We start from the raw sequence: 25370 nt of genomic DNA, 5'->3' as shown, positions 1-25370 counted from the left end.
CCTCCCGAAGGCAAAGCCCGCTATTTTCGCAGGAACGACAGACCAGTCTGCCAGTCAGCCTCCGGCGTTGCAGCTGTTACACAAGGGAAAGGGCTCCATGCAGCGCCCCGAGGCCCGGCCAATGGGCCTTTTTTTTGGGGGGCGCAATGGCTTGAGTTTGGCTCAGGCCGATGCCATGCCCGCCTCAGTACGTCTCCAGATGCAGTCGCCCTTCGCGCTGAAGCGTCCCACCCAGGGCGTCCCAGCTCAGCCCCGCCTCCTGGGCGATGTCACGCAGCGCCATTACCACGCCTTCTTCCATGCCCTTGAGGCCGCAGACGTAGAAGTGGCTGTTGTCATCGCGCAGCAGGGCCAGCAGGTCGGCGGCGCGCTCGCGCATCAGGTCTTGGACATAGCGCTTGGGCTGCCCGGGCGTGCGGGAGAAAGCCAGGTTGATGTCGATGAAATCCTTGGGCAGGCTTTGCAGGGGGCCGAAGTAGGGCAGTTCCTGCTGCGTGCGTGCGCCGAAGAACAGCAAGAGCTTGCCGCCCTCAAACTTGCCGCTGTTGCGTAGCCTGCGCCGCCACTCGGTCATGGCGCGCATGGGAGCGCTGCCAGTGCCGGTGCAGATCATCACGATGTGCGATCGCGGGTGGTTGGGCATGAGGAAGCTGCTGCCGAACGGCCCCACTACCTGCACCTTGTCGCCCACCTTCAGATCACAAACATAGTTGGAGGCAACGCCTCGCACAGGGTTGCCATCGTGGTCCACGGTCACGCGCTTCACGGTCAGCGCCAGGTTGTTGTAGCCGGGGCGCTCACCGTTGCGCGGACTGGCCACCGAGTATTGGCGCGCGTGGTGCGGTTTGCCCAGCGCATCGGCGCCCGGCGGGATGATGCCAATCGATTGCCCTTCCAGCACGGGGAACGGCATGCTGCCGAAGTCGAGCACCACATGGTGGGTCTCGCTCTCAAAACCCGCCTCGGTGCAATTGAAGTTCCCGACCACGGTGGCCGTGGTCGGGTTTTTGGGCGGAAAAAGATTGGTGTAGGGATGGGCTGCAGACCAGGGCGGTACCGTGGCTCCGTACTGGGCGGAGCGAAACACCTGCGTGCCCGGCTCAGCAGGCGCTTCGGGGGCTTGCTGCAGCGCCGTTACCTCTGTGGCTGGCTCTCCGTCTGCTGCGACCAGTTCATGGGGGGCAAGCTCGCCCGGCAGTTCTTCCCAGCTGAACTGTTCCTCAACGGTGTAGGCACGGGCCACTGGCACCGCACGCCAGTTGTCGATGGAACCCGTGGGGCAGGGCGAGATGCAGGCCATGCAGCCGTTGCACACATCGGCTCGCACCACGTAGTTGTTGTCGTCGTGCGTGATCGCGTTGACCGGACAGGTGGCCTCGCAGGTGTTGCAGCGAATGCAGATCTCTGGGTCGATCAGATGCTGCTTCAGGATGCCGTTGTCGATCAGCGTGTGGGTGTCCATATTCATTCTTCGAGCAATATCCGGCTACCAGTGCTGGGACCTTGCATACAGTGGAGGCATTCGGTGTGCCACAACGCAGAGCCCGCTTCGCCGGGCCGCTCGTGCCATCTTGCCAGGGGCGAATGCGGCACGGGCAACTCAGCGGCGATCAATTAAAACGCACGTACTCAAAATCCACCGGCTGGCGGTTGATGCCCATGACGGGGGGCGCGATCCAGCCGGCGAACTTGCCCGGCTCGACCACACGGCCCATCAACGACGCCACAAACGCGAAGTCTTCGGGCGTGGGCAGCCATTCGGCCTTGCGTGCGGTCCATTCTGCCTCGCTCACCACGCGGCCGTCGGGCGACATCTTGATGCCCGCCAGCGCGCCGATCTGGCGATTGAAGGCCTTGTGGGGGACCACCAGGCGGGTGGGGACGCCCGCCTTCTCCAGCACCTTGTTCCAACGGCCCACGCCCGCCATGGAGTCCTTGATGAAGTCGTCGCGCAGCACTTCGTTCAGCGCGTTGAGCATGGGCACTTCTTTTTCCAGCAGCTGTCCGTCCTTGACCTCCAGCACCTTGTACGTCTGGCCCTTGAGCACATGATCGTCCGTGCGTTTTCCTTCTTCGTAGCGACCCTTGAGGCCCGAGCTGTAGAACGTGGCGGCGTTGCTCGACTGGTCGGCGCCGAACAGGTCGATGGTCACGCTGTAGTGGAAGTTGAGGTAGCGCTGGACGGTGGGCAGGTCGATGGCGCCAGCAGCACGCACCTTGGCAGGGTCGTCGGTCTTGAGGTCGTTCATCACCTGTGCGGTGCGCGACAGCACACGCGAGATGCCGCTTTCGCCCACAAACATGTGGTGGGCCTCTTCGGTCAGCATGAACTTGGTGGTGCGCGCCAGCGGGTCAAAAGCGCTCTCTGCCAGGGCCGAGAGCTGGAACTTGCCGTCACGGTCAGTGAAGTAGGTGAACATGAAAAACGCCAGCCAATCCGGCGTCTTTTCATTGAACGCGCCCAGGATGCGCGGGTTGTTCTCGTCGCCGGACTGGCGCTGCAGCAGCGCTTCGGCCTCCTCGCGGCCGTCGCGGCCGAAGTGCTTGTGCAGCAGGTACACCATGGCCCACAGGTGGCGGCCCTCTTCCACATTGATCTGGAACAGGTTGCGCAGGTCGTACATGCTGGGCGCTGTCAGGCCCAGGTGGCGCTGCTGCTCGACCGAGGCAGGCTCCGTGTCGCCCTGGGTCACGATGATGCGGCGCAGATTGGCGCGGTGCTCGCCGGGCACGTCCTGCCAGGCTTTTTCGCCCTTGTGGTCGCCAAAGTGGATCTCGCGGTTGCTGTCGCCTGGGTTCAAAAAGATGCCCCAGCGGTAGTCGCGCATCTTCACGTGGCCGAACTGGGCCCAGCCGTTCGGGTCCACGCTCACGGCGGTACGCAGATAGACCTCATGGTTGGTGGAGCCCTCGGGACCCACGTCGTCCCACCAGTTGATGAAGTTGGGCTGCCAGCCTTCTAGCGCGCGCTGCAACGTGCGGTCTTCGCCCAGGTTCACGTTGTTGGGAATCTTCTCGCTGTAGTTGATGCTGCTCATGGGGTGCTCCTCTGGATGGAAATCGAATGCAGGGCAGGGGGTCAGACGCGCGTCTGGTCAAACCCGGCCTTCTGGCCGGTGCCGTAAACCTTGAGCGCACCCTTCTCGCCCACGGCGTTGGGGCGGTTGAAGATCCAGTTCTGCCACGCGGTCAGGCGCCCGAAGATGCGGGTGTTCATGTTCTCCCTGCTGGCAAAGCGCAGGTTGGCCTCCAGGCCGGTCAGCGCATCGGGCGACATGGCGGCGCGTTCTTCAATGGCGATACGGATTTCGTCGGCCCAGTCGATGTCGTCGGGGGCTGCCGTGACCAAGCCCAACGCCAGTGCGCTGTCTGCGTCCAGCGGCCGGCCCGCGGCAGCGCGGACCGCTTCCAGCGGGGCCGCCTCTTCATAGAAGCGGCGCTGCAAGCGGCTTTGGTCATTCACCATGGGCAGCAGGCCAAAGTTGAATGCGTTCAGGGTGAGCGTTGGGGCCTGCTCTGGCGCGTCGGGCAGCGCCAGCATGTAGGTGCGGTCTGCCGCTAAGGCCAGTTCTGCGAGGGTGCCGGCAAAAGCCGATCCCGTCTCGATCAGCGCGAAGAGGCTGCGTGAGGACACATCCAGACGGGCAAACGTGCGTCGCAGCGCACCGATGGTCTCGCGCACCAGCCAGTGGTCCTGATGCGCGAGCAAGATGGCATCGCTGGCCAGCACCGCCCGCGCATCCCCTTCGGTCTTCAGCAGCCAGGTGCCAATGTCCAGTTCGTTGGTGCGCAGGTTCAGGATGGCGTCGTCCAGCTCGCGGGCCAGTGCCAGTGGCCACCAGGCGGCGCCCGCTGCTTCAATGGCTGCCGTGTCTGCGGGCTGCGCTCCCTCGGGGGCACGGATACACAGCGTGGCCGTGCGCCGTGCGCGGTCGATGTCCACCGTCACGTGCTGGTAGCGCATGCCGTCGGCATGGTCCTGCCGTTCCACGCGTGGCAGGGCAATGCCTTGTGCTCCGCTGGGGCGGGTGCTGGTCTGTGCATGGGCGGCGGCGCGCTCTTGCACCGTGGCGGCAAATTGTGCGGGCTTGGCGATACGGTCCACCAGCCGCCAGTCCACCGCGCGCTGGCCACGCACACCCTCCACGCTGGTGCAGAAGATGTCGGCCAGATCGTGCCGCACGTGGCGCTTGTCCGTGACACGTGTCAGCCCACCGGTGCCGGGCAACACGCCCAGCAAAGGCACTTCGGGCAGCGACACGGCAGACGACCGGTCATCGACCAGGATGATTTCATCGCACGCCAGTGCCAGCTCATAGCCGCCGCCTGCGCAGGCGCCATTCACTGCCGCAATGAACTTGAGGCCCGAGTGTTTGGAGGAGTCTTCAATGCCGTTGCGCGTCTCGTTGGTGAACTTGCAGAAGTTGACCTTCCAGGCATGGCTGGACACACCCAGCATGAAGATGTTGGCGCCCGAGCAAAAGATACGGTCCTTGCCACTGGTGACGATGACGCTGCGCACGTTGGGGTGCTCGAAGCGGATGCGGTTGAGCGCGTCATGCAGCTCAATGTCCACCCCCAGGTCGTAGCTGTTGAGCTTGAGCTTGTAGCCAGGACGGATCCCGCCGTCCTCCGCAATGTCAAGGGACAGCCGCGCAATGGCACCCTCGACCGACAAGGTCCAGTGGCGGTACTGCGTGGGATCAGTGCGGTAGTCAACGCGTTCGGGAACGTGGGTGAGGTCTGCCATGAGGTCTCCGTGGAGAATTAATGCAATATAGTGCTTGTGCGCAGTTGTTGATGTGCATCATCATGCATGTTTCTTGGTATGTCAATGCATTTTTTTGCCGATGGCATTCGGGTAGACGGGCAGCGCTGCTGAGGGCTGCGCAGGGGGCGATTGGGAGGGGCGAGCTGCACAGGCCGCGGTGGTGGCGGGCGCTGTGCTGTGCCGGGATGGGCGTGGGTGCTGCGGCGCCGATGTCCGGGCTGCAGCCATCCAGACCGGGTGCAGGTTTTTACGCCACGCGGGCCATGGCCTTGCGCACGCTGGCACTCAAGGTCTGCAGGCTCTGCTCGGGGGTCTGGCCGGAGGTATCCACCGTGATTTCGGCCTTGGAATAGAAAGCAGCGCGCCCGTCCAGGATGCGCTTGAGGTCGTCCATGGCCTCCTTGCTGGCGGCCATCGGGCGCATGTCGCCCTGTGCCACCACACGCCCCATGTGTTCCTCGGGCGCGGCCCGTAACCACACCGTGGTGCAGTGGGCCAGCAGTTCGTTGAAAGTGGCGGGGTCCGACACAATGCCACCCGGCGTGGCAATGACCACCTCGCTGTGGATTTGGATGGTCTCTTCCAGCGCCCTGCGCTCGTAGCGGCGGTAGGCGGTGGTGCCGTACAGGTCGTGGATTTCGCGCACGCTGCACCCGGCGAGGGCCTCGATGGCGCGGCTCAGTTCAATGAAGGGAACATCCAGCTCGCGCGCCAGCAGCGGCCCCAGGGTGGATTTGCCCGCCCCCCGCAGACCCACCAGCGCAATGCGGCGGTGCCTTGCTGCGTCGTTGTGCCCCCCACTCAGCAGCTCGTGCAACGCCAGGCGGGCACGCCGCAGTTCGGGCTCGCTGCGGTGTTCCAGCAGTTCGCGGATCAGCAGCCATTCGGGCGATTGCGTTGTGAAATCGCCCACGAGCTCCGCCAGCGAGCAGTGTAGCGCATGGGCCACCTGCTGCAGCACCAGGATGGAGGCGTTGCCCGTGCCGTACTCCAGGTTGGCCAGGTGGCGCTCCGATACGTCGGCGGCCACCGCTACCGCCTTGCGGGTCAGGCCCCGCTGTGCACGCAGATTGCGAACGCGCTCGCCCAGCGACACCAGAAGAGGGTTCTTGGGCTCCTCGGCCGATGACTGCGCACCCTCCTGCGCTGAGGCGGGTGCGAGCAGCCCCGCCGTTTCTGTTTCATTCATACCCATCCTTTTCATGGAGCGCCCTGATCTTCTCAGGGAAAACGCCATTCATGCACTATAGTGCTTGACATGGATCTTTGAGGTAACTATGGTTCATCAATTGGCAAAATACTGCATGTTTTGGATGCGCGCAAGGCGGTGGATCAAAAACGGTGCAGATTGGGCCCCGACTCTAGCTGCACCCACTGCCCATGTCCGACAAAACTGCGTTTCACGAAGCCTTGGTTGATCTGACCGCCCAGCTCGCTGGCAAACCCCTGGATGCCGCTCTGGCGCAATGGCTGAACACCGCGCACGGCCCCACCAGTGCGACCTACCAGCGCTTGCGGGAGGCGTGCATTCAGGGCGCACGTGAAGGCTGGCTGTGTGAACGCGAAGGCGGCGGCATCCGCTATGGCCGTGTGTTCAAGCCCGAAGATGCCTTGCACCGGTTTTCTGTGGACGTGGTGGACATGCAAAACATTGCTGGCCCCCACCACACCCACCCGCAGGGCGAAATCGATTTGATCATGCCACTGGAGGGGGAGGCGTTGTTTGACGGCCACCCTGCCGGCTGGTGCGTCTACCCGCCCGGCAGTGCCCACCATCCTACGGTGGCGCGCGGCAGGGCGCTGGTTTTGTACCTGTTGCCCGAGGGGCAGATCCAGTTCACCCGCTAGGGCTGGCGCCAGCGCTGCTCCCTATTGACTTTCTTGCTCTGAAAGATTGACTGCATGACTGAATTGCTCGCCAACCACGTTGCCGGCCGCTGGCAACACGGAACAGGGCCCGGCACTGAGCTGCGCGATCCTGTGCTGGGCACCGCCCTGGTGCGGGTGGACGCCAAGGGGTTGAATCTGCCCGAGGCCTTTGCGTTTGCCCGCGAACAGGGGGGAGCTGCGCTACGCGCTGCCACCTATCGCGAGCGGGCCGCCATGCTCGGCGCGGTCGCCAAGGTGCTGCAGGCGCACCGCGACAGCTACTACGACATCGCCACCGCCAATTCCGGCACCGTCAAGACGGACTCTGCGGTGGACATCGACGGCGGCATCTTCACGCTCGGCCAATATGCCAAATGGGGTGATGCGCTGGGCGATGTGCGCGTGCTGCGTGACGGGGACGCGGTCAGGCTGGGCAAGGAACCGGTCTTTCAGTCGCAGCACCTGCAGGTGCCGAGGCCAGGGGTGGCGCTGTGCATCAACGCGTTCAACTTTCCCGCCTGGGGGCTGTGGGAAAAAGCTGCGCCCGCCTTGCTGTCGGGCATGCCGGTCATCGTCAAGCCCGGCACATCCACGGCGTGGCTGGCCCAGCGCATGGTGCAGGACGTGGTGAACGCAGGGGTGTTGCCCGCCGGTGCACTGTCGATCATCGCGGGAAGCTCGGCGGGTTTGATGGACGCGCTGCAACCCTTTGATGTGGTGTCGTTCACCGGCTCTGCCGAGACGGCGGGCGTTGTCCGCGCGCATCCAGCGGTGGCGCAGCGTTCGGTGCGCGCCAACATCGAGGCGGACAGCCTCAATGCCGCGCTGTTGATGCCCGACGCGGCGCCGGGCAGTTCGGCCTTTGACCTGCTGGTGCGCGAAGTCGTCCGTGAGATGACCGTCAAGTCAGGCCAGAAGTGCACCGCGATCCGCCGCATCCTGGTCCCCGCTGCGTCGTACGCTGCGGTGGCAGAGGCGGTCAGCGCCCAGCTGGCCCGCGTGGTGGTGGGCAACCCCCGCAACCCGGAAGTGCGCATGGGTTCGCTGGTCAGCCGCGCGCAGTTCGATGGGGTGCAGACAGGCATTGCCGCCCTGGGGGGCCATACCGACGTTGTGTATGACGGCCGAACGCGGCCGCTGGTCGATGCCGACCCTGCAGTGGCCGCCTGCGTCGGCCCGGTGCTGCTGGGCGCGCGCGATGCCGACAAGGCCTCCATCGTTCATGACGTGGAGGTGTTTGGACCGGTGGCCACCTTGCTGCCCTACAACGACCTGCCCCATGCGCTGGCCCTTGCGCAGCGTGGCCAGGGCTCGCTGGTGACCTCGCTCTATGGCTCCGACGACAAGGCCCTGGCCCAGGCCGCCATTGCGCTGGCTGCGAGCAATGGCCGTGTGCATGTGGTGACGCCGGCAGTGGCCACTGCGCACACGGGCCACGGCAATGTCATGCCTATGTCGCTGCATGGCGGGCCCGGCCGGGCTGGTGGTGGTGCCGAGCTGGGCGGCTTGCGGGCGCTGGACTTCTACCACCAGCGCAGTGCGGTGCAGGCCAGCCCAGAAGTGCTCGCGGCGCTGGGCTGCTGACCCCTCAGCCCCACCCCCAAACGACAACACCATCGCGACGGAGACACCCCATGAACAGCCTTCCGGAACAGTTCAATTTTGCAGAGCATCTGTTTGCTCTCAACCGCACGCGGGGTGACCGCATCGCCTACATCGATGACCGGGGGACCCTGAGCTACAGCGCGCTGGAAGACCGCGCTCGGCGGCTGGCGGCGGTGCTGGCCAACACTGGCGTGCGGCGCGAGGAGCGCGTGCTGCTGCTGATGCTGGACACCAGCGATTGGCCGGTGGCGTTTCTGGGGTGCCTGTACGCGGGCGTGGTGCCGGTGGCGGTCAATACCCTGCTCAAGCCCGACGACTACGCCTACATGCTGACGCACTGCCGGGCGCAGGCGGCACTGGTCTCCGGCGCATTGCTGCCGGTGCTGAACGAGGCGCTGGCCCTGGCACCCCACCATGAGGTGCGTGCTTGCGCGGTGTCGCAGCCGCAGGGCACTTTGGCTGCAGGGGCGGTGGACATGCAGGCCGCCATCGCCAGCACCTCCGCGCTGACTGCGCCCGCCCGCACCGGCCCGGACGAGCCTGGGTTCTGGCTTTATTCCTCGGGCTCCACGGGCAAGCCCAAGGGCACGGTGCACACGCAGGGCAGCCTGTGGTGGACGGCCGAGCTGTATGGCAAGGCGGTGCTGGGCCTGACCGACAAGGATGTGTGCTTTTCGGCTGCCAAGCTCTACTTTGCGTATGGGCTGGGCAACAGCCTGACCTTCCCTTTGTCAGTGGGCGCCACAGTGGTGCTGATGGCCGAGCGACCCACGCCAGACGCCACGTTCGAGCGCTGGACGCGCCACCAGCCCACGGTGTTCTTTGGGGCGCCCACCGGTTTTGCCGGCATGCTGGCCTCGCCTCGCCTGCCTTCCCAGAGTGCGGTGGCGCTGCGCATGTGCTCGTCTGCTGGCGAGGCGCTGCCGGCCGAGATCGCACAGCGCTTCAAGGACCATTTCGGTTGCGACATCATCGATGGCATTGGCTCGACAGAGATGCTGCACATCTTCCTGTCCAACCGCCCTGGCGATGTGCGCTACGGCACCACGGGCAAACCGGTGCCGGGCTACGAGATATCCCTGCGCGGCGAAGACGGCAGCGAGGTGGCGCAGGGCGAGATTGGCGACCTCTACATCCAGGGCCCCAGTGCAGCGCTGATGTACTGGAACAACCGCGCCAAGACCCGCGAGACCTTCCAGGGCGCGTGGACCAAAAGCGGCGACAAATATGTGCGCGATGCCGAGGGTTACTACACCTACGCCGGGCGCAGCGACGACATGCTCAAGGTCAGCGGCATTTACGTGTCCCCCTTCGAGGTGGAGGCCACGCTGATGCAGCACACCTCCGTGCTGGAGGCGGCCGTGGTCGGCACGCAGGACGCCGACGGCCTGACCAAGACCAAGGCGTTTGTGGTGCTCAAAGATGGGCAGGCGGTCACACCCGATGAACTCAAGGCCTTTGTGAAGGAACGCCTGGCGCCCTACAAGTACCCGCGTCTGATCGAATTCTTGCCCGAGCTGCCCAAGACGGCCACCGGCAAGATCCAGCGCTTTCGGCTGCGTGAACGGGAGCAGCGGGCGTGAGTGCCAACGGCGTTGCTCCCAGCCCCGGGGGGCGCACTGAGCATGTGCCAGTGCGCTGGCGCAACCGCACGGTTCATATCGAGTACCAGTGGATAGCCCCCGAGCGCAGCACTGCCCCCTTGGTGGTGTTCCTGCATGAGGGCCTCGGCTCCGTGGCGATGTGGAAGGACTTCCCGCGCCAGCTGTGCGATGCGGGTGGGTTTCGGGGGCTGGTGTTCTCTCGTCCTGCTTATGGCCGGTCCACACCCCGGCGCGCGGACGAGTTGTGGGGCGTGGACTTCATGCACCAGCAGGCACACGAGGTGGTGCCCGCATTCCTCGATGCACTGGGAGTGCAGGAAGCCGCCTGGCTCTTCGGCCACAGCGATGGCGCATCGATTGCCCTGTTGCTGGCTGCACGCTGGCCGATGCGTGTGCAAGGGCTGGTGGTGATGGCGCCGCACCTCTTTGTGGAAGACGTGACAGTGCAAAACATCGAACGCGCGCGGGACGCTTACGAACAGACTGATCTGCGCCACAAGCTGGCGCGTTACCACGATGATGGGGATTCGGCCTTCTGGGGCTGGAACCGCGTCTGGCTGGACCCGGCGTTCCGTGAGTGGAACATCGAGCCGGAGGTCGCCCTGATCCGCGCCCCCGTGCTGGCCATCCAGGGCTGTGATGACGAGTACGGCACCCTGGCCCAGATCCGGGGCATTGCCCAGCGGGTGCCAGGCACCCGGCTGCTGGAATTGCCGGACTGCGCGCACTCTCCGCACCGTGACCAGCCTGGTGCGGTGACGGCCGCTGCGGTTGCCTTCATCCAAGCGCACCACTCGCCCACATAGCGGCAGATGGTGCAGTAGCGGGCGGTAGCCCATGCACCCAGCGACGCCCAAAAAAAGGGGCTATTCCACCTGGCGCCGCAGGCCTTCCAGGTCGGTCACGGTGATGCCGCCGTATTCGATCTCCAGCAGGCCAGCGGCCTGCAGCCGCTTCAACGCCGCGTTGCAGCGCTGGCGTGATACGCCCGAGAGATTGGCAATTTCTTCCTGCGACACCTGCAGGTGCGTGTCGCTGCCCGGGTGCAGCCAGGGGTGGAACAGGCCTGCCAGCGCGCGGGCCACCTGGCTGTCGGTATCGAGCAAATGGTGGGCCGTAAAGTTGCCCAGAAACCAGTGCATGCGTTCGTTGATCTGGCGCAGCAGAAAGTGGTCAAAGCTGCGCTGTGTGGCGTGCAGCCATTCAAAAGTCTCCATCGGCACCAGCGCAACGCGGCTGGGGCGCAGTGCGATCACGTCGGCCGTGCGGGGCGTGCCGCGCAGCAAGGTGCCCTCGCCAAACCAGCTTCCCGCCGACAGTCCGCCGAGCGTGACCGAGCGGCCATCCCCCGAGGTCACGGTCCACTTCAGCAGCCCCTCGATGGCGCCGTACCAGTGCACCGGGGTATGGCCGCGCCGGCACAGCTCGCCGCCCTGGGGCACTTCGACCTCGCGCACATCGTCCATCACCCGCTGCTGGGCGGCGCTGTCCAGGGCCGGGAACCAGGCAGAGTGCAGCAGCAGATCGGTGAGGGTAGGGGGCGCCAGTTTGACCAACATGGTGAGAGTGTCTCCTGCGCCACTGTGTGATGTACAGGCGCGTGCGCGTATTCCCTGAGTCCAAATGTCATCGCGATGACTGAATGTGCAAGGGCGTCAAAAAATAATGACGGCTCCATCCACAGGAGACACATGATGATGCACACCCGCCGCCAGTTCATGCACCACGTCGGTTGCGCCTCTGCGCTGGGGGCCTTGTCGCCGCTGGCCGCCTGGGCGCAGACCATCGACCAGATCAAGATCTTTTACGGCTTTCCCGCAGGCAGCGCGGGCGACAGCGTGGCGCGCAGGGTGGGCGAGAAGCTGGCGGGATCGCCCTACACCCGCAACCCCGCGGTGGTGGAAAACAAGCCCGGCGCGGGCGGCCGCATCGCGCTGGAGTCGCTCAAGGGTGCGCCCGCCGATGGCAGCGTGCTCACGCTGTCGCCGTTTTCGTGCACGTCCATCTACCCGCACATTTACAGCCGCCTGAGCTACGACCCGGCCAAGGACTTTGTGCCAGTGTCCATCGGTGCCGTCATGCACCATGGTCTGGCTGTGGGGCCGCTGGTGCCTGCCTCCGTCAAGACGGTGAAGGACTTTCTGGCCTGGGCCAAGGCCAACCCCGGGCAGGCGAACTACGGCTCACCCGCAGCGGGCTCCACGCCACACTTCATCGGTGCGCTGCTGGGCTTGAACAACGGCGTGGACCTCAAGCATGTGCCGTACCGCGGTTCCATCCCGGGCGTCACCGATGTGGTGGGCGGGCAGATCGCGTCGATGGTCACGCCCAGCGGAGACTTCATTCCCAACCACAAGGCGGGCAAGCTGCGGCTGATCGCCACCTCGGGTCAGGCGCGGTCGCCGTTTTCGCCCGAGGTCGCCACGTTTGCAGAGCAGGGCTTTCCAGAACTCACGACCGAGGAATGGTTTGGCTTTTACGCCCCGGCCCGCACGCCAGCAGCCGTGGTGTCTGCCGCCAATGCCGCCATCAACGCAGCGATCAAGGACAAGGCCGTCATGGACAGCCTGGCCGTGGTGGGGCTCATCGCGAAGGGCTCTACGCCTGCGGAGATGCTGGCCTCGCAACAGGCCGAATATGAGCGCTGGGGCCCGCTGGTGAAGAAGGTCGGCTTCACGGCAGAGTCCTGAAAGGTTCCCCATGGCACACACCGTGAAGCGCGTGGCTGTGGTGGCCACCGGCACCATTGGCGCGAGCTGGGCCGCGTACTTTCTGGCACGGGGTTTGGACGTGCATGCCACCGACCCGTCGCCAGGGGCCGAGCAGCGACTGCGGGACGCCGTCGCCGCGCATTGGGTGGCGCTGGCGCAGCAGGGGCTGGCCTCGGGGGCAAGCCAGGAGCGACTGCACTTTCATGTGCGGCTGGAAGATGCTCTGGCGCAGGCCGATTTTGTGCAAGAGAACGGACCCGAGCGGCTCGACTTCAAGGTGGACCTGTTCCGCCGCATGGATGCAGCGACCCCGGCGCATGTGGTGCTGGCCTCCAGTTCTTCGGGGCTGGCGGTGACGGACATGCAGAAGGATTGCGCACATCCCGGGCGCGTGGTGCTGGGCCACCCGTTCAATCCGCCGCACATGATCCCGCTGGTCGAAGTGGGCGGCGGCGAGCGCACCACGCCCCAGGCGGTGGCCGATGCCATGGCGTTCTACACCCGCATTGGCAAGCGTCCCATCCACGTGCGGCGTGAGATCAAGGGGCACATTGCCAACCGCCTGCAGGCGGCGCTCTGGCGCGAGGCCTTTCATCTGGTGGACCAGGGCGTAGCCACTGTGGAAGACATCGACACAGCCATCTCCCAGGGTCCCGGCTTGCGGTGGGCGCTGATGGGGCCGTTCATGAACCTGCACCTGTCGGGTGGCGAAGGTGGCATAGCCCACCTGCTGGCCCACCTGGGCGGTCCCATCGAAAGCTGGTGGCAGGACCTGGGCACGCCGTCCATGACCGAAGCCTTGCAGCGCCGGGTGGCCGAAGGTGTGGCGCAGGCGATGGGTGACAGGCAGGCCAGCGATCTGGCCCGTGCGCGGGATGCCTTGCTCATCGAGCTGTTGCGCGCCAAGCAGGCGTCTGGGCTGCTCGGCCAACCTGATCCCGATCTCGATGCCTGAGGCATCGCGCCTCAGTGTTTGAACCTCCATCGCTCCCGAGAACCCACCATGTACCCAGACTTTCTTGATGACGAGCGCCAGATTGCCCCGGCGCGCGCTGTGCGCACCCAATTTGACGATGGTTCTTTCACGCTGCGCTCTCCCATGGCGCTGCAACCCTATGCCCGCTGTGTGGGGGAATGGCTGGAACGCTGGGCTAAAGAGACGCCTGATGCCCTGGCACTGGCCGAGCGGAGCGACAGCGCAGAGGGCTGGCGCAGCCTGACCTATGCCCAACTGCGCCGCCAGGTGGGCGCCGTGGCCCAGTCGCTGCTGGACCTGCGGTTACCCGCCGGGCGGCCGATTGCCATCCTGTCCGACAACGCGGTGGACCATGCGGTCCTCATGCTCGCGGCCATGCATGTGGGCATCACCCCCTGTTCGCTGTCGAGCGCGTATGCGCGCTCCCAGGACCCCAGCCGCCTGCACGGCATGCTGTCGGTGCTGGAGCCCAGCCTGGTCTATGCGTCCGATGCCAGCGTCTATGCGGCAGCCCTGCAAGGCTGGGACTGCGATGCCGTGCGGGTGTACAGCCGCAACGCCTCCGCGTGTCCGGGGGCGCTGCCTTGGGAGCATCTGCTTGCCGGGCAGGAAACGCCCCAGGTGCAGCAGGCCATGCAGGCGCTGCTGCCCGATGACCATGCCAAATACCTGCTCACCTCCGGCTCCACCGGTCGGCCCAAGGTGGTCATCAACACCCACCGCATGCTCTGCGCCAACCAGCAGATGATGGCCCAGGCGTGGCGCTTTCTGGAGCACGAAAAGCCAGTGCTGGTGGACTGGTTGCCCTGGAGCCATACCTTTGGCGGCAACCACAACCTCAACATGGTGCTGTGCCACGGCGGCACGCTCTACATCGACGAGGGGCGGCCGGTGCCGGGGCTCATCGACAAGACGGTGCGCAACCTGCGCGAGGTGCAGCCCACCATGCTGTTCAATGTGCCCCGGGGCTTTGACATGCTGCTGCCGTTTCTGGAAGCCGACGACGGCCTGGCCGCCGACGTGCTGGCGCGCATGCGGCTGGCCTTCTATGCGGCGGCGGCGCTGGCTCCATCGACCTGGCAGCGCCTGCAGGCCGTTGCGCGGCGCGTGCGCCCCGCCCAGCCGCTGTGGCTCACGACGTCGTGGGGATCCACAGAGACAGCGCCGGCCGTCACCACCGCGCACTGGCACCTTGAAGGCGCGGGCTGTATTGGTGCACCCTTGCCAGGGCTGGAGCTGAAGCTGGTGCCCAACGGCAGCAAGCTGGAGATGCGGGTTCGTGGCGTGTCGGTGTTTGCAGGCTACCGCAATGCGCCGCGCGAAACGGCGGCCGCGTTCGATCACGAGGGGTTCTACCGCATCGGCGACGCGGGCTATCTGGTGGACGCGGAGCAGCCAGACAAAGGCGTGGTCTTCAACGGGCGCGTGGCGGAGGATTTCAAGCTGTCCAGCGGCAGCTGGGTGTCGGTGGGCACGTTGCGGGTGGAGCTGGTGTCGCAACTGGCGCCGCTGGTCCAGGACATCGTGCTCACCGGGCATGACCGCGATGAGGTGGGCATGCTGGTGTTTCCGTCTGCGGCCGGTGCGGCCGACGCTGAGCGGCTGGAGCAGGCATTGCAGGCCGTGATGCGCGCGCGCCGGGATGCGGGCGCTGGGTCTTCGCAATGCCCCACACGGGCCATGGTGATGGACATGGCGCCTGATGCAGACGCCGGGGAGATCACTGACAAGGGCTACATCAACCAGGGGGCGGTGCTGTCACGCCGCGCGGCGGCGGTGCAGGCGTTGTACGCCCACCCTGCAGCGCCATGGGTCATCAGGGCCTGATTGCGCGGGGCCCAGGGCGTGTAGGGGAGGCGTCGTCGCGCACCCTTGCGGGTTCCGCCAAAAGAAAAAGGGGCCTCGCGGCCCCTGGTGCTGAAGCAGGCGCCTTGCGGCGCTGGGTGCATCAGGCGGTTGCGTCCTTGAGCTTCTTCAGGGCGCGGGTCTTGATCTTGACCGAAGCAGGCTTGGCGGGGAACCAGCGCTCTTCACCCGTGAACGGGTCCTTGCCAAAACGCTTTTTCTTGGCAGGCACTTGCTGCAGGCCGATCTTGAGCACGCCAGGCAGCGTGAACTCGCCAGAGCCCTTCTTGTGCACCGAGCCCAGGATGGCGGCTTCCAGCGCAGCCAGCACGGCCTTGGCGGCCTTGGGCTCCACACCCGACTGTTCGGCCAGATGGGCGACCAGTGTGGTCTTGTTGAACGCAGCCTTGATGGGCTTCAGGGCGGCAGCAGCGGCCACGGGCTTGGCGGCGGGAGCGGCTGCTTTCTTGGCGGCTGGAGCCGCCTTTTTGGCTGCAGGTGCTGCCTTCTTGGCGGCGGGTGCTGCGGCCTTGACGGCCACCTTCTTTGCGGGAGCGGGAGTTTTCTTTGCAGTTGCCATGATGTTTTTTCGTTGATTGGAATGACGATGGGCCCTGCCTCTGCGGGCGAGGACCTGCGTGATTTTAGGTGCGATAACGCCAGACGCGATAGGGCCTGCGTGCCGCAGGTGTTTGCAGCCGTCGCATGGGTGCTGTGCCAACTGTTTGCGCAGGGCCCGCGAGGTCGTTGCACGAGCGCGCTTTGCGCCCCGTTGTTGCCTGCGTGGCTAAGCTGCAGTCTGCAGGCCCAGCACCGCGATCACGTGACAGCCCGTGCCTGCGATGACACAGCCATGCCACACGGCGTGGGCGTAGCGCACCACGGCGTCCATCACAAAAAACACCACACCGGCCGTGTACGCGGCACCGCCGATGACCAGCCAGGCCGCACTCACGGCGGGCACATGGGCCATCAGGGGCAAGGCCGCCAGCAGCGCCACCCAGCCCATCGCCACATACAAGGCCGTGGACAGCCAGGGCGCCGTGCGCCTTGTGCGCAGCTGCAGCCAGCAGCCCGCCAGGGCCGCGAGCCAGACGAGGGCCAGGGCGGTGACATGGTGCGTGTGGCCCGGCGCACTCAACGCAAACGGGGTGAAGCTGCCCGCAATGAACAGGTGGATCGCCGCATGGTCCAGCCGCAGCGCCCATTGCTTGGCCCGCCCCGGCGGCAGCGCGTGGTACAGGGTGGACGCGCCATACAGCAGCGCCATGGTGGCCACAAACACCAGCACACCCCCTATGACTGCGGGATGCGCGGCGGGCGCTGATTGCAGCAGTTGTGGCACGGCAAGGCAGGCGCCCACCAGCGCAGCACCGTGCAGCGCACTGTTGGCCACCTCTTCGTGCAGGTCCTGCGGCCGGTCGCTCATGGCGATCTTGCTAGTGGTGGGCAGGCGTGTGCAGCCGCTCGCGCCACAGCTGCCAGCGCGCGCGCTGCAGGGCCAGAAACTCCACCACGCCCCAGGCCAGTGCACAGGCCAGCATCGCCCAGCCCATGGCCCAGCGGTAGGCCTCAGTCTTGCGCGATGGCGGGTACATCATCGTGGTCCCAGCCGGTGGTGCGGGGCAGGTCCAGGCTCAGCCACCCGCGTTCATCGAACAGCTCATCGAGCAGCCGCTGCAGTCCGAACAGTTTCCAGAGCATGTTGCGCCTCTTCCAAAGGGTGGTGACTGCAGGCAAGGTAGCGCCCTTGTGTGACGGTTTCGCGTCGGTTCGCGCAAACCCCACAGGTTGGCCGCAGCGCTGTTCGTGCTGGGCCCCGGGCGCTATCCTCACTGCCTGGCACGCGCTCTGGCGTGCTCCACACACCGACTTACCCCCACCCATTGAACATGCTGCCCGAGCTTGCGGCGCTGGAAAAAATCCTGGACCTGGGGGCGCCCCATCTGCAGGTGCAGGTCGTCCAGCAGGTGTCTGTGGCATCGGGCACGCAATTTCCCATCTATGCCATTGGGTTGGGCAACCCGGCGCTGGACGTGCCCGCCGTCGGATTCTTTGGCGGCGTGCATGGGCTGGAGCGCATTGGTGCCGAGGTGGTCATTGCCTACCTGCAAAACGTGGTCATGCGGCTGCAGTGGGACACCACCTTGCACCAGCAGCTGGAGCGTGTGCGCCTGGTCTTCATGCCCATCGTCAACCCCGGCGGCATGTGGTCTGCCACGCGCGCCAATCCGCGCGGGGTGGACCTGATGCGCAATGCGCCCGTCGACGCGGTGGACCCGGTGCCCTGGGGCATTGGCGGGCAGCGCGTGAGCGCGGGCCTGCCCTGGTACCGGGGCAGGCTGGGCGAGCCCATGGAGGCCGAGAGCCAGGCGCTGTGCGACGTGGTGGCGCAGCAGCTGCTGGCGCGGCCCTTCAGCATTGCGCTGGACTGCCACTCGGGCTTTGGGGTGAAGGACCGGCTGTGGTTCCCGTTTGCCCACACCCGCCGGCCCATTCCGCACCTGGCCGAGCTGCATGCGCTGCAAGACATCTTTCTGCAGGCGCACAGCAACCACCAGTACATCATCGAGCCGCAGAGCGCGCAGTACCTCGCCCACGGCGATCTGTGGGACCACCTGTACCTGCAGGCCTGCCGCGATGTGCCCGCACACACCTTCCTGCCGCTCACGCTGGAGATGGGCTCTTGGCTGTGGATCAAGAAGAACCCGCGCCAGCTGTTCTCGCGCAACGGCATCTTCAATCCGCTCATCAACCACCGGCAGCAGCGGGTGCTGCGGCGGCACCTGTCGCTGCTGGACTTTCTGTCGCGAGCGGCCTGCAGCCACGCACGCTGGGTGCCGGCGACCGATCAGCGTGCGCAGCGCCGGGCCGATGCTCTGGCTGCGTGGTACTGAGATGCCAGTGCGCCCACCACGCCAATGGATCTTGCTGCGCGGTCTGACGCGCGAGGCCGCGCACTGGGGCGCCTTTGGCGAGCACTTTGCGCAAGCGGTGCCGGGCGACCAGGTGCTGGAGCTCGACCTGCCAGGCAATGGCGAGTTCCATGGCCTGGTGTCTCCCGTGTCGGTGCAGGGCATGGTGCAAGCCTGCCGTGCAGAGCTGGCGCAGCGTGCCGTGGCGCCGCCCTACCACCTGCTGGCCATGTCGCTGGGGGCGATGGTGGCCACCGAATGGGCGCGCGTGGCGCCCCACGAGGTGGCGGGCTGCGTGCTCATCAACACCAGCCTGCGCCCGTTCAGCCCGTTCTGGCACCGCCTGCAACTGCACAACGTCGCACCGCTGCTGCGGCTGGCGTGGCGGTGGCGATCTGCGCAGGCCGCCGAGCAGGTGGTGTGGCAAATCACCAGCCGCAGCGCGCCATCCGCTGCTGCCGGCGTGTTGGCGCAGTGGACTGCTGTGCGCAGGCAACGGCCGGTGTCGGCCCACAATGCCCTGCGCCAGCTGGTGGCGGCCGCGCGGTACCGCGCGCCGGCAGCCGCACCCGTGGATCGTGTGCTGCTGCTGGGCAGCGAGAAGGACCACCTGGTGTCCCGCCAATGCTCGCAGGCCATTGCGCAGGCCTGGGGGCTGCCGCTGCGGTCGCATCCGTGGGCGGGGCACGACCTGCCCCTGGATGACCCGCAGTGGGTCATCGATGCCGTGCTGCAGTGGCTGTCCCGTAGCGAGTCAACGGACGGGTAACGGGGGCTACGGCGTGAGGCTGTTCAGCGCACCCTGAGCCACCAGCTCGCGGTACCACTCCGCATAGCCCGCGCTGCTGGGGTGCAGGCCGTCAGCGGCGTTCAGTTCCTGGCTGCGGGTCACGAACGGGTCCTGGTCGCGCGGCTTGAGCAAGCGCACGTAGTGCACCTGCTGCGCGCTGGCTGCCTCCCGCGCCAGCGCATGCAGTGCCTCGGACCGGCGCGACATGGCCCATGACAGGGGCGGCACAAAAAAGGGCGCGTGGCCCACGTTGCCACAAGGCATCAGCACCACCTGCTGCCCCTTGCGGCGCGCGAGCGCCACGGCCTGCTGTACGTGGTCGCGCAGCGTGTCTTCAGACGTGAAGCGGATCACATCGTTGCCTCCTGCCAGCACCAGCACCAGGTCGTAGCCGCCGCCAGCGCGCTCCAGTTGCTGCACCACATCGCCAAATTTGGCGCCGTTGGCCGCCAGGTTGTCGATGCGCCATTGGGGATGGTCCTGGCCGATGCGCCCCGGCAGGCTGTCTGCTGCGGTGCTGGCACCAGTGCCCACGGCGGTGCTGTCTCCCACCACCAGCACACGCCGCGTTGGCTGCGGGGGCTGAGCGGTGTAGGGGCGTGCATCGCGGGCCAGGTCGGCGGCCGTCCACATGCGCCAAGGGGCACAGCCCGTCAGCAGCAGTGTGCCCGCAGCCACCGCGGCCAGGGTGGCCCACCGGCGGGTGGCGTTGTAGTGCGGGGAGGTCTTTCGCGTCATGGTGCATACGCCCAAAGTTGCTCTGGGCTCAGCGTACCTGCAGACTCGGCGACCCTGCGTCGGCGTCGGGCATTCACGTGCGTAGGACAGTGCTACGCCCCGCGTCCAGGGGGTGCTACTGCTTGAAGACGACGGCGTCCAGCGCCATCGCGCGGATCGCCTCGGCCGCGGCATCGGCCTGGGCGCGGGTGGCGTAAGGCCCCACCCGCACGCGGATGCGGCGTCCCTTGGAATTGTTCAACTCCTGGCGAAACGCGGGCAGACCTTCGTTGAGCAAGCGCGCCTGCGTCTTGCGGGCGTTGGCTTCTTCGGCGAACAGGCCCACGTTGATGTAGTAGCCCGAGGCAGTGCCCACCGTGGGCAGCGCGGTGTCGGCGGTGGAGGACGCTGCTGCCACCGGTGTCTTGGGCTTGGTGGGGGTTGCTGCGCGGCTGGCGGCATCACGGCGTGCAGGGGCGGTAGCGGTGGCGCTGGCCGCCGGCGTCGGTGCGCGGGTCGATGCGGCTGGCGTGGCTGGCTTGGGTGTGGACGCTTTGGCGGCTGGGGGGGCGGCCGTGGCCGATGCGGACAGTGCTGGACCTGGGGGCTCGGCCGATTTTTGAACGGCAGTGGCGGCAGTGGCGGACGCGACAGCCGCAGGTGCCGATGCCACAGACGCAGGCTTGGGGGCTGCTGCTGCAGGAGCCTGGGGCGCTGGCGGTGGTTCTGTTGCCACTTCAGGGGCTGGCGTTGGCGGCGTGGGTGCCCCTTCGGCCTCTGGCACCGGCAAGGCACCCACGGGCTTGGTGGCAGATGCCGCCTGGGCCGCTGCCGTGGCCTGCGCCACCGTGACGGCGGGTTCCAGCGCCAGGGGCTTCACGTCCGACGGCGACAGCGCCAGGTAGGCGATCAGTGCGGCCAGGCCCAGCACCACGTTTGCGAGCACCAGCACCTGCAGCCGCTTGCGCGAGCTGGCCTGCTTTTCGAGCAGCGCGCAGGCCTCCGGCACGGTGCGCGACGCGGCCAGCGCGCGCGCAATGCGCTTGCGGATGTCGGCGTACAGGATGGCGTTGCCGTACAGCCCCGGCACGGCAAAGGCCAGCACCGCAAAGGCGCCCAGCACCCCGAGTTCGATGCCCACGGGCCAGTGCAAAAACGAACGGCCCACGCCAAACACGATCAGTGCCAGCCCCTCGGCTGCCGCCACATAGACCAGCGCGGCGCCCCACAGCTGGCGAAACAGCATCCAGTTCAGGGTGCACAGGCAGGCGGCCCAGTTCCATGTGGTGGTCGTGCGGCCCGTGTCGTCAAAGCGCTCGAACACCTTCAGGTAGTAGTCCGTGTTCACGGGCCCCAGGGCCAGCCGCGACATGGCCGCCATGGCGTTGTCGGACGGCGAATCGAGCGACATGGCCGGGATGATGGAGGCGACAGGATCCGTGTGGTCGAGCATGGTCGGATTCTGTCATGCACCGGGCGGTGTATTACCTGCCGAATCGCAAGGTGCTGCGCGGCGGCAACGGGTGCGCGCAGCGTGGTGGCGCGCTGCGGGGCGTCCGAGCAGGCCACTGCGTGCCTGCGGGACGGGTTTTGAGTCAAATCGGCTGCAAGCGCCAGTCGAATATGCGCAAGCAGCTATCAATTAGATAGCGTTCGCTATTTGCCCCGTACCAGGGCCATGATCTGGCCCGCGTCCAGCGTCGCTGCCTTCTGCTGAATTTGTGGCAAATACTGCGTCTGCAGCTGCTTGGCGGGCGTGAGCAGGCCCTGAAAGGTCTCGCGCAGCATGGCCGTGCTCATGACCCGGCCACCGGCGTAATAGCGCTTGGCCACCTGCCCCAGCGCGTAGGTGGTGGCAAACGAAAACGCCATGCCTGTGGCAGCGCCGCCCAGCCCGCCGATGGTGCGGCCCGCCACCTTGCCCAGCAGGCCGCCCAGCAGCTTGCGACCAAACTGCTCCAGGTACTGCGACGTCATGCCTACGCCGGCAGCGGCGATGAACTCCTTGATGTGGCCCTGGTCCAGCTCCACCCCGTGGGCCTTGCCAATGCCGTAGACCATCTTCACCTGCAGCGGGATGATGGCCATCGACGCCCATGACTGCGGCAGCAGCTCCAGCGCGCCATTGAGCAGCGCATAGTTCAGGATGGATTTGTCCAGCTCTGCGTCCGAGGCACCTGCACCGACTGCTGCGGCCAGAGGCGCTGCCGCAGCAGTGGCCACCGGCACCGCCATCGGCACGGCCTTTTCGGCCACGTCCACCAGTGCATCGGCTTGCTGGTCAAACGCTGCCGTCTGCGGGTCGCCCAGCTGCAGGGCCGCCTTGAGTCGGGTCAGAAACTCGCGCTCCGCCGCGGTCTGACGGCCGTCCACATCGCACACGCAGACAGCCATCTCGTAGGCCAGCTGGCGGTGCATGGGCTCGCTCAGACCCTGCACGGCGGCCTGCACGCTGGTGCGCTGCAGCAGCACGTCCTGGTAGATGCGCGGCAGGTCGGCCACGCCCCCGTCGCCCGCGAGCGACTGGGCAATGCGGCGGATCTCTTCGCGTTCGGCATCGTCCTTGTTGCCATCGGCAAACGCGGCCAGAAGGGCGATGGTGAGGATGGATTTTTGCTGGTCCAGGGTCATGGTCGTCGTGCGAAAAAAGGGGCGGGAGGGGTTGCACACTGCTTGCAGTGTGTTGTGCGGTGGCTTGTGAACAGGTTCTTAGGTGCAGTCTAGGCAATGCGGTTTCAACGCCACAGCGTGTGGGGGATTGATGGCGCGGGCTGTGCGGGGCGCCAGGGCTTCGGGTTTTCCCTTGGGTAGTTCGGCGACTGTGCGGAGGGCCATCGCTTGCCTACAGTGCTTGCCATCGCGCCGTCTTGGCGCGCATCAACGGAGGATGGACATGGGCGTAGCGATCGTGGGTTGGGCACATTTGCCGTTTGGCCGGCTGGACGGCCTGGGGCTTGAAGACCTCATCACCCGCGCGGGCCGCGAGGCCCTGCAGCACGCGGGCATCGACGGCGCAGCGGTGGATGGTGTGTGGCTGGGCAACCTCAACGGCGGCTTCACGCCCGATGTGTTTGCCTCGTCGCTGGCCCTGCAATGCGACGAGGCCCTGCGGTGGAAGCCCGCCACACGGCTGGAGAACGCCTGCGCGTCGGGCTCAGCGGCCCTCTATGCCGCGTGTGACGCCATCGAGGCCGGCCGCGCCCGGGTTGCCCTCGTCATCGGCGCCGAAAAGATGACCGCTGTCTCCGGCGCCGAGACCACGCGCATCCTGGGCGACTGCGGCTACTCCGGCGAGGCGGGCAGTCCGCCCGGTGGCTTCCCGGGCATTTTTGCCTCCATCGCGCAGGACTACTTCGCGGCGCATGGCGACCATTCGGCCACCCTGGCACGCATCGCCGCCAAGAACCACGCCAACGGCGCGCTCAACCCCTGGGCCCACATGCGCAAGGACCTGGGCTTTGAGTTCTGCAACACCGTGTCCGACCGCAACCCGATGATTGCCGCGCCCCTGCGCAAGACGGACTGCTCTCTGGTGTCCGACGGTGCCGCGGCGCTCATCCTGGCGGCCGATGATGCGGTGGGCGACTTTCCCCGCGCCGTGCGCCTGCGTGCGCGGGTGCAGGTCAACGACTACCTGCCCATGGCGCGCCGCCGTGTGGTGGACTTTGAAGGGCCCCGGCGCGCCTGGCAGCAGGCGCTGCAGCAGGCAGGGTGCGCGGTGCACGACCTGTCGCTGGCCGAGGTGCACGACTGCTTCACCATCGCCGAGCTGCTCACGTACGAGGCCATGGGCCTGGCGCCCGCAGGCCAGGGCCACCGCCTGCTGGAAGACGGCACCGTGCTGCGCGGCGGCCGCCTGCCTGTCAACGCGTCGGGCGGGCTCAAGGCCAAGGGCCACCCGATCGGCGCCACGGGCGTGTCGATGCATGTGGTGTCGGCCATGCAGCTCTTGGGCGAGGCGGGCGACCTGCAGGTGCCGGGTGCCACCCTGGCGGGCGTGTTCAACATGGGCGGCTCGGCCGTGGCCAACTACGTGAGCATTCTGGAGCGCGCCCGATGAACATCGCCCACCTGCTGCGCCGCAGCGCCTTGCTGCACGCCCACCAGCACGCGCTGCTGCATGGCGACCAGGTGCTGTGGAGCTACGGCACGCTGGCTGCCCGCACCGCCGCGCTGGCCGCCCATCTGCGCACACGCTGTGGCGTGGCCCCGGGCGACCGCGTGGCCATCTACGCCGCCAATGCGCCCGAATACCTGGAAGCCCTGCACGCCATCCTGTGGGCAGGGGCCGTGTCGGTGCCGGTCAACTACAAGCTGCATGCCAAAGAACTCGCCTACGTGCTGACCGACTCTGGCGCGCGTGTGGTGCTGACCTCTGAAGCGCTGGCCCCCGCCGTGCGCGAGGCCGGGGCGCCGCAGGACGCGGTGCTGGTCTTTGGCTCCGACGCATACCGCGCCGCAGTCGCCCACACGCCCATGGACGTGTGCGACCGCGCGCCGCATGACGTGGCCTCGCTGTTCTACACCTCGGGCACCACCGGCCGACCCAAAGGTGTGATGCAGACCCACCGCAACCTGCTGGCCATGACGGCCTGCTACTTCACCGATGTGGACGACATCCTGCCCGGCGACGCCATGGTCTATGCCGCGCCCATGTCGCACGGTGCGGGGCTCTACAACTACGCCCAGGTGCTGCGCGGCGAGCGGCATGTGGTGCCGCGGTCGGGCGGGTTCGAGCCTGCCGAGCTGGTGCAGTTGGCGGCCAGCGTGGGCCAGCTCACGCTGTTTGCCGCACCCACCATGGTGCACCGCCTGGTGGACCATGTGCGCGCCACGGGTGCCGACGTGTCAGGCTTCAAGACCATCGTCTACGGCGGCGGCCCCATGTATGCCGACGACCTGCGCAACGCTTTGGCCGTGATGGGCAACCGCTTTGCACAGATCTACGGCCAGGGCGAAAGCCCCATGACCATCACCGCCCTGTCGCGCGCCCAGCTGGCCGACCGCGACCACCCGCGCTGGGCCGAGCGCATGGTGTCGGTGGGCGTGGCGCAGTCGCTGGTGGAAGTGCGTGTGGTCGATGCTACGGGCCAGCCCCTGCCCACCGGCGAAACGGGTGAGGTGGTGGTGCGCGGCGACACCGTGATGCCCGGCTACTGGAACAACCCCACCGCCACGGCGCAGACGCTGCGCGATGGCTGGCTCTACACCGGCGATATGGGCGCGCTGGATGCCGATGGCTTTCTCACGCTCAAGGACCGGTCCAAGGACGTGATCATCTCCGGCGGCAGCAACATCTACCCGCGCGAGGTCGAAGAGGTGCTGCTGCTCCACCCCCAGGTGCGCGAGGTCGCCGTGGTCGGCCAGCGCGATACGGAATGGGGCGAGGTGGTGGTCGCCTTCCTGGTCGCGGGGGAGGGCGGTGCGGTGGCCGATGCCGTGCTGAATGCGCTGTGCCTGGAGCACATTGCGCGGTTCAAGCGGCCGAAGGAATACCGGTGGGTGGAGGCGTTGCCGAAGAACAGCTATGGGAAGGTGTTGAAGACGGAGCTGCGGCGTATGTGAGC

The 25370-nt window shown here is 66.7% G+C and carries 23 protein-coding genes; 11 read left to right on the top strand and 12 right to left on the bottom strand.

All coding sequences use genetic code 11. The features are described 5' to 3' along the window. Positions 1–184: 184 nt before the first annotated feature. The 4 genes from boxA to ASD75_RS16105 all read right to left on the bottom strand — a co-directional run bounded on the left by boxA (position 185) and on the right by ASD75_RS16105 (position 5960). Positions 185–1462 (bottom strand): benzoyl-CoA 2,3-epoxidase subunit BoxA, encoded by a 1278-nt coding sequence (gene boxA / locus ASD75_RS16120; RefSeq protein ID WP_056746953.1) that lies wholly within the window; start codon positions 1460–1462, stop codon positions 185–187. Positions 1463–1610: 148 nt separating this feature from the next. Beyond that, positions 1611–3038 carry a benzoyl-CoA 2,3-epoxidase subunit BoxB gene (gene boxB, locus ASD75_RS16115; protein ID WP_056746952.1) on the bottom strand — a complete coding sequence of 476 codons (1428 nt, stop codon included), beginning with the start codon at positions 3036–3038 and terminating at the stop codon, positions 1611–1613. A gap of 41 nt (positions 3039–3079) precedes the next feature. Beyond that, the gene (gene boxC / locus ASD75_RS16110) at positions 3080–4750 is read right to left on the bottom strand and encodes a 2,3-epoxybenzoyl-CoA dihydrolase (RefSeq protein ID WP_056746951.1); all 1671 of its coding nucleotides are present in this window, start codon (positions 4748–4750) and stop codon (positions 3080–3082) included. A 268-nt stretch (positions 4751–5018) separates the two neighbouring features. Continuing rightward, the gene (locus tag ASD75_RS16105) at positions 5019–5960 is read right to left on the bottom strand and encodes a helix-turn-helix transcriptional regulator (protein WP_056746950.1); all 942 of its coding nucleotides are present in this window, start codon (positions 5958–5960) and stop codon (positions 5019–5021) included. A gap of 191 nt (positions 5961–6151) precedes the next feature. Between ASD75_RS16105 and ASD75_RS16100 the strand changes: the two genes are divergently transcribed. Genes ASD75_RS16100 through ASD75_RS16085 form a run of 4 tightly spaced genes read left to right on the top strand, consistent with a single transcriptional unit; the run spans position 6152 to position 10655 of the window. Beyond that, a complete protein-coding gene (locus ASD75_RS16100) occupies positions 6152–6619 on the top strand; it encodes a DUF4863 family protein (RefSeq protein WP_056746949.1) in 468 nt (155 codons plus the stop codon). 54 nt (positions 6620–6673) lie between these two features. Then, positions 6674–8224, top strand: a complete 1551-nt coding sequence (locus ASD75_RS16095; RefSeq protein WP_056746948.1) for a 3,4-dehydroadipyl-CoA semialdehyde dehydrogenase — start codon at positions 6674–6676, stop codon at positions 8222–8224. 50 nt (positions 8225–8274) lie between these two features. Further along, positions 8275–9828: a benzoate-CoA ligase family protein gene (locus ASD75_RS16090; RefSeq protein WP_056746947.1), complete on the top strand. Its 1554-nt coding sequence runs from the start codon at positions 8275–8277 to the stop codon at positions 9826–9828. Next, entirely contained in the window at positions 9825–10655 is an 831-nt protein-coding gene (locus ASD75_RS16085) for an alpha/beta fold hydrolase (protein ID WP_056746946.1), read from the top strand. Before ASD75_RS16090 ends, ASD75_RS16085 begins: the two co-directional genes overlap by 4 nt. 60 nt (positions 10656–10715) lie before the next feature. Here the strand turns inward: ASD75_RS16085 and ASD75_RS16080 are convergent, their stop codons facing one another. Beyond that, positions 10716–11408 carry a Crp/Fnr family transcriptional regulator gene (locus ASD75_RS16080; RefSeq protein WP_056746945.1) on the bottom strand — a complete coding sequence of 231 codons (693 nt, stop codon included), beginning with the start codon at positions 11406–11408 and terminating at the stop codon, positions 10716–10718. A gap of 138 nt (positions 11409–11546) precedes the next feature. Between ASD75_RS16080 and ASD75_RS16075 the strand changes: the two genes are divergently transcribed. The 3 genes from ASD75_RS16075 to ASD75_RS16065 are packed head-to-tail and all read left to right on the top strand — an operon-like array spanning position 11547 to position 15363. After that, positions 11547–12539, top strand: coding sequence for a Bug family tripartite tricarboxylate transporter substrate binding protein (locus tag ASD75_RS16075; RefSeq protein WP_056746992.1), 993 nt, complete (start codon positions 11547–11549; stop codon positions 12537–12539). Positions 12540–12549: 10 nt separating this feature from the next. Further along, the gene (locus tag ASD75_RS16070; protein WP_056746944.1) at positions 12550–13515 is read left to right on the top strand and encodes a 3-hydroxyacyl-CoA dehydrogenase NAD-binding domain-containing protein; all 966 of its coding nucleotides are present in this window, start codon (positions 12550–12552) and stop codon (positions 13513–13515) included. Between the two features lie 48 nt (positions 13516–13563). After that, positions 13564–15363, top strand: a complete 1800-nt coding sequence (locus tag ASD75_RS16065) for a feruloyl-CoA synthase (RefSeq protein WP_056746943.1) — start codon at positions 13564–13566, stop codon at positions 15361–15363. A gap of 121 nt (positions 15364–15484) precedes the next feature. Here the strand turns inward: ASD75_RS16065 and ASD75_RS16060 are convergent, their stop codons facing one another. The 4 genes from ASD75_RS16060 to ASD75_RS24205 all read right to left on the bottom strand — a co-directional run bounded on the left by ASD75_RS16060 (position 15485) and on the right by ASD75_RS24205 (position 17085). Continuing rightward, positions 15485–15961 (bottom strand): HU family DNA-binding protein, encoded by a 477-nt coding sequence (locus tag ASD75_RS16060; protein ID WP_056066465.1) that lies wholly within the window; start codon positions 15959–15961, stop codon positions 15485–15487. A 207-nt stretch (positions 15962–16168) separates the two neighbouring features. Next, complete coding sequence (locus ASD75_RS16055) at positions 16169–16810, bottom strand: hemolysin III family protein (protein ID WP_056746942.1); 642 nt, start codon at positions 16808–16810, stop codon at positions 16169–16171. Between the two features lie 10 nt (positions 16811–16820). Beyond that, positions 16821–16982, bottom strand: a complete 162-nt coding sequence (locus tag ASD75_RS23935; RefSeq protein WP_167514362.1) for a hypothetical protein — start codon at positions 16980–16982, stop codon at positions 16821–16823. After that, positions 16954–17085, bottom strand: a complete 132-nt coding sequence (locus tag ASD75_RS24205) for a hypothetical protein (protein WP_255342784.1) — start codon at positions 17083–17085, stop codon at positions 16954–16956. Before ASD75_RS24205 ends, ASD75_RS23935 begins: the two co-directional genes overlap by 29 nt. 188 nt (positions 17086–17273) lie before the next feature. Here ASD75_RS24205 and ASD75_RS16050 point away from each other — a divergent pair, with 188 nt between their 5' ends. Together ASD75_RS16050 and ASD75_RS16045 are read left to right on the top strand one after the other, a co-directional pair. Next, positions 17274–18278, top strand: coding sequence for a M14 family zinc carboxypeptidase (locus tag ASD75_RS16050; protein WP_056746941.1), 1005 nt, complete (start codon positions 17274–17276; stop codon positions 18276–18278). Between the two features lies 1 nt (position 18279). Beyond that, a complete protein-coding gene (locus ASD75_RS16045) occupies positions 18280–19065 on the top strand; it encodes an alpha/beta fold hydrolase (protein WP_056746940.1) in 786 nt (261 codons plus the stop codon). Between the two features lie 6 nt (positions 19066–19071). On the opposite strand, the gene ASD75_RS16040 is transcribed toward ASD75_RS16045, so the two are convergent. The 3 genes from ASD75_RS16040 to ASD75_RS16030 all read right to left on the bottom strand — a co-directional run bounded on the left by ASD75_RS16040 (position 19072) and on the right by ASD75_RS16030 (position 22434). Beyond that, positions 19072–19824 (bottom strand): SGNH/GDSL hydrolase family protein, encoded by a 753-nt coding sequence (locus ASD75_RS16040; RefSeq protein ID WP_056746939.1) that lies wholly within the window; start codon positions 19822–19824, stop codon positions 19072–19074. Positions 19825–19939: 115 nt separating this feature from the next. Continuing rightward, positions 19940–21256, bottom strand: a complete 1317-nt coding sequence (locus ASD75_RS16035; RefSeq protein WP_056746938.1) for an SPOR domain-containing protein — start codon at positions 21254–21256, stop codon at positions 19940–19942. Positions 21257–21459: 203 nt separating this feature from the next. Continuing rightward, positions 21460–22434 carry a YcjF family protein gene (locus ASD75_RS16030; protein WP_056746937.1) on the bottom strand — a complete coding sequence of 325 codons (975 nt, stop codon included), beginning with the start codon at positions 22432–22434 and terminating at the stop codon, positions 21460–21462. Between the two features lie 262 nt (positions 22435–22696). Here ASD75_RS16030 and ASD75_RS16025 point away from each other — a divergent pair, with 262 nt between their 5' ends. After that, positions 22697–23863, top strand: a complete 1167-nt coding sequence (locus ASD75_RS16025; RefSeq protein WP_056746991.1) for an acetyl-CoA acetyltransferase — start codon at positions 22697–22699, stop codon at positions 23861–23863. Continuing rightward, positions 23860–25368 carry an AMP-binding protein gene (locus ASD75_RS16020; RefSeq protein ID WP_056746936.1) on the top strand — a complete coding sequence of 503 codons (1509 nt, stop codon included), beginning with the start codon at positions 23860–23862 and terminating at the stop codon, positions 25366–25368. Before ASD75_RS16025 ends, ASD75_RS16020 begins: the two co-directional genes overlap by 4 nt. The last annotated feature ends 2 nt before the right edge of the window (positions 25369–25370 follow it).

Source organism: Acidovorax sp. Root568, from assembly GCF_001427445.1.
Taxonomy (GTDB): domain Bacteria; phylum Pseudomonadota; class Gammaproteobacteria; order Burkholderiales; family Burkholderiaceae_C; genus Acidovorax; species Acidovorax delafieldii.
The sequence above is the reverse complement of the archived record's forward strand: the minus strand, read 5'-3'. Positions and strand labels throughout refer to the sequence as shown.

Bases quoted from the DNA above. Each gene is read 5' to 3' on its own strand.
- boxB (WP_056746952.1), bottom strand. From the start codon at position 3,038: ATGAGCAGCATCAACTACAGCGAGAAGATTCCCAACAACGTGAACCTG.
- ASD75_RS16080 (WP_056746945.1), bottom strand. From the start codon at position 11,408: ATGTTGGTCAAACTGGCGCCCCCTACCCTCACCGATCTGCTGCTGCAC.
- ASD75_RS16050 (WP_056746941.1), top strand. From the start codon at position 17,274: ATGCTGCCCGAGCTTGCGGCGCTGGAAAAAATCCTGGACCTGGGGGCG.
- ASD75_RS16075 (WP_056746992.1), top strand. From the start codon at position 11,547: ATGCACACCCGCCGCCAGTTCATGCACCACGTCGGTTGCGCCTCTGCG.
- boxA (WP_056746953.1), bottom strand. From the start codon at position 1,462: ATGGACACCCACACGCTGATCGACAACGGCATCCTGAAGCAGCATCTG.
- ASD75_RS16025 (WP_056746991.1), top strand. From the start codon at position 22,697: ATGGGCGTAGCGATCGTGGGTTGGGCACATTTGCCGTTTGGCCGGCTG.
- ASD75_RS23935 (WP_167514362.1), bottom strand. From the start codon at position 16,982: ATGATGTACCCGCCATCGCGCAAGACTGAGGCCTACCGCTGGGCCATG.
- ASD75_RS16105 (WP_056746950.1), bottom strand. From the start codon at position 5,960: ATGAATGAAACAGAAACGGCGGGGCTGCTCGCACCCGCCTCAGCGCAG.
- ASD75_RS16065 (WP_056746943.1), top strand. From the start codon at position 13,564: ATGTACCCAGACTTTCTTGATGACGAGCGCCAGATTGCCCCGGCGCGC.
- ASD75_RS16060 (WP_056066465.1), bottom strand. From the start codon at position 15,961: ATGGCAACTGCAAAGAAAACTCCCGCTCCCGCAAAGAAGGTGGCCGTC.
- ASD75_RS16035 (WP_056746938.1), bottom strand. From the start codon at position 21,256: ATGCTCGACCACACGGATCCTGTCGCCTCCATCATCCCGGCCATGTCG.
- ASD75_RS16040 (WP_056746939.1), bottom strand. From the start codon at position 19,824: ATGACGCGAAAGACCTCCCCGCACTACAACGCCACCCGCCGGTGGGCC.
- ASD75_RS16020 (WP_056746936.1), top strand. From the start codon at position 23,860: ATGAACATCGCCCACCTGCTGCGCCGCAGCGCCTTGCTGCACGCCCAC.
- ASD75_RS24205 (WP_255342784.1), bottom strand. From the start codon at position 17,085: ATGCTCTGGAAACTGTTCGGACTGCAGCGGCTGCTCGATGAGCTGTTC.
- ASD75_RS16090 (WP_056746947.1), top strand. From the start codon at position 8,275: ATGAACAGCCTTCCGGAACAGTTCAATTTTGCAGAGCATCTGTTTGCT.
- ASD75_RS16100 (WP_056746949.1), top strand. From the start codon at position 6,152: ATGTCCGACAAAACTGCGTTTCACGAAGCCTTGGTTGATCTGACCGCC.
- ASD75_RS16045 (WP_056746940.1), top strand. From the start codon at position 18,280: ATGCCAGTGCGCCCACCACGCCAATGGATCTTGCTGCGCGGTCTGACG.
- boxC (WP_056746951.1), bottom strand. From the start codon at position 4,750: ATGGCAGACCTCACCCACGTTCCCGAACGCGTTGACTACCGCACTGAT.
- ASD75_RS16070 (WP_056746944.1), top strand. From the start codon at position 12,550: ATGGCACACACCGTGAAGCGCGTGGCTGTGGTGGCCACCGGCACCATT.
- ASD75_RS16030 (WP_056746937.1), bottom strand. From the start codon at position 22,434: ATGACCCTGGACCAGCAAAAATCCATCCTCACCATCGCCCTTCTGGCC.
- ASD75_RS16055 (WP_056746942.1), bottom strand. From the start codon at position 16,810: ATGAGCGACCGGCCGCAGGACCTGCACGAAGAGGTGGCCAACAGTGCG.
- ASD75_RS16095 (WP_056746948.1), top strand. From the start codon at position 6,674: ATGACTGAATTGCTCGCCAACCACGTTGCCGGCCGCTGGCAACACGGA.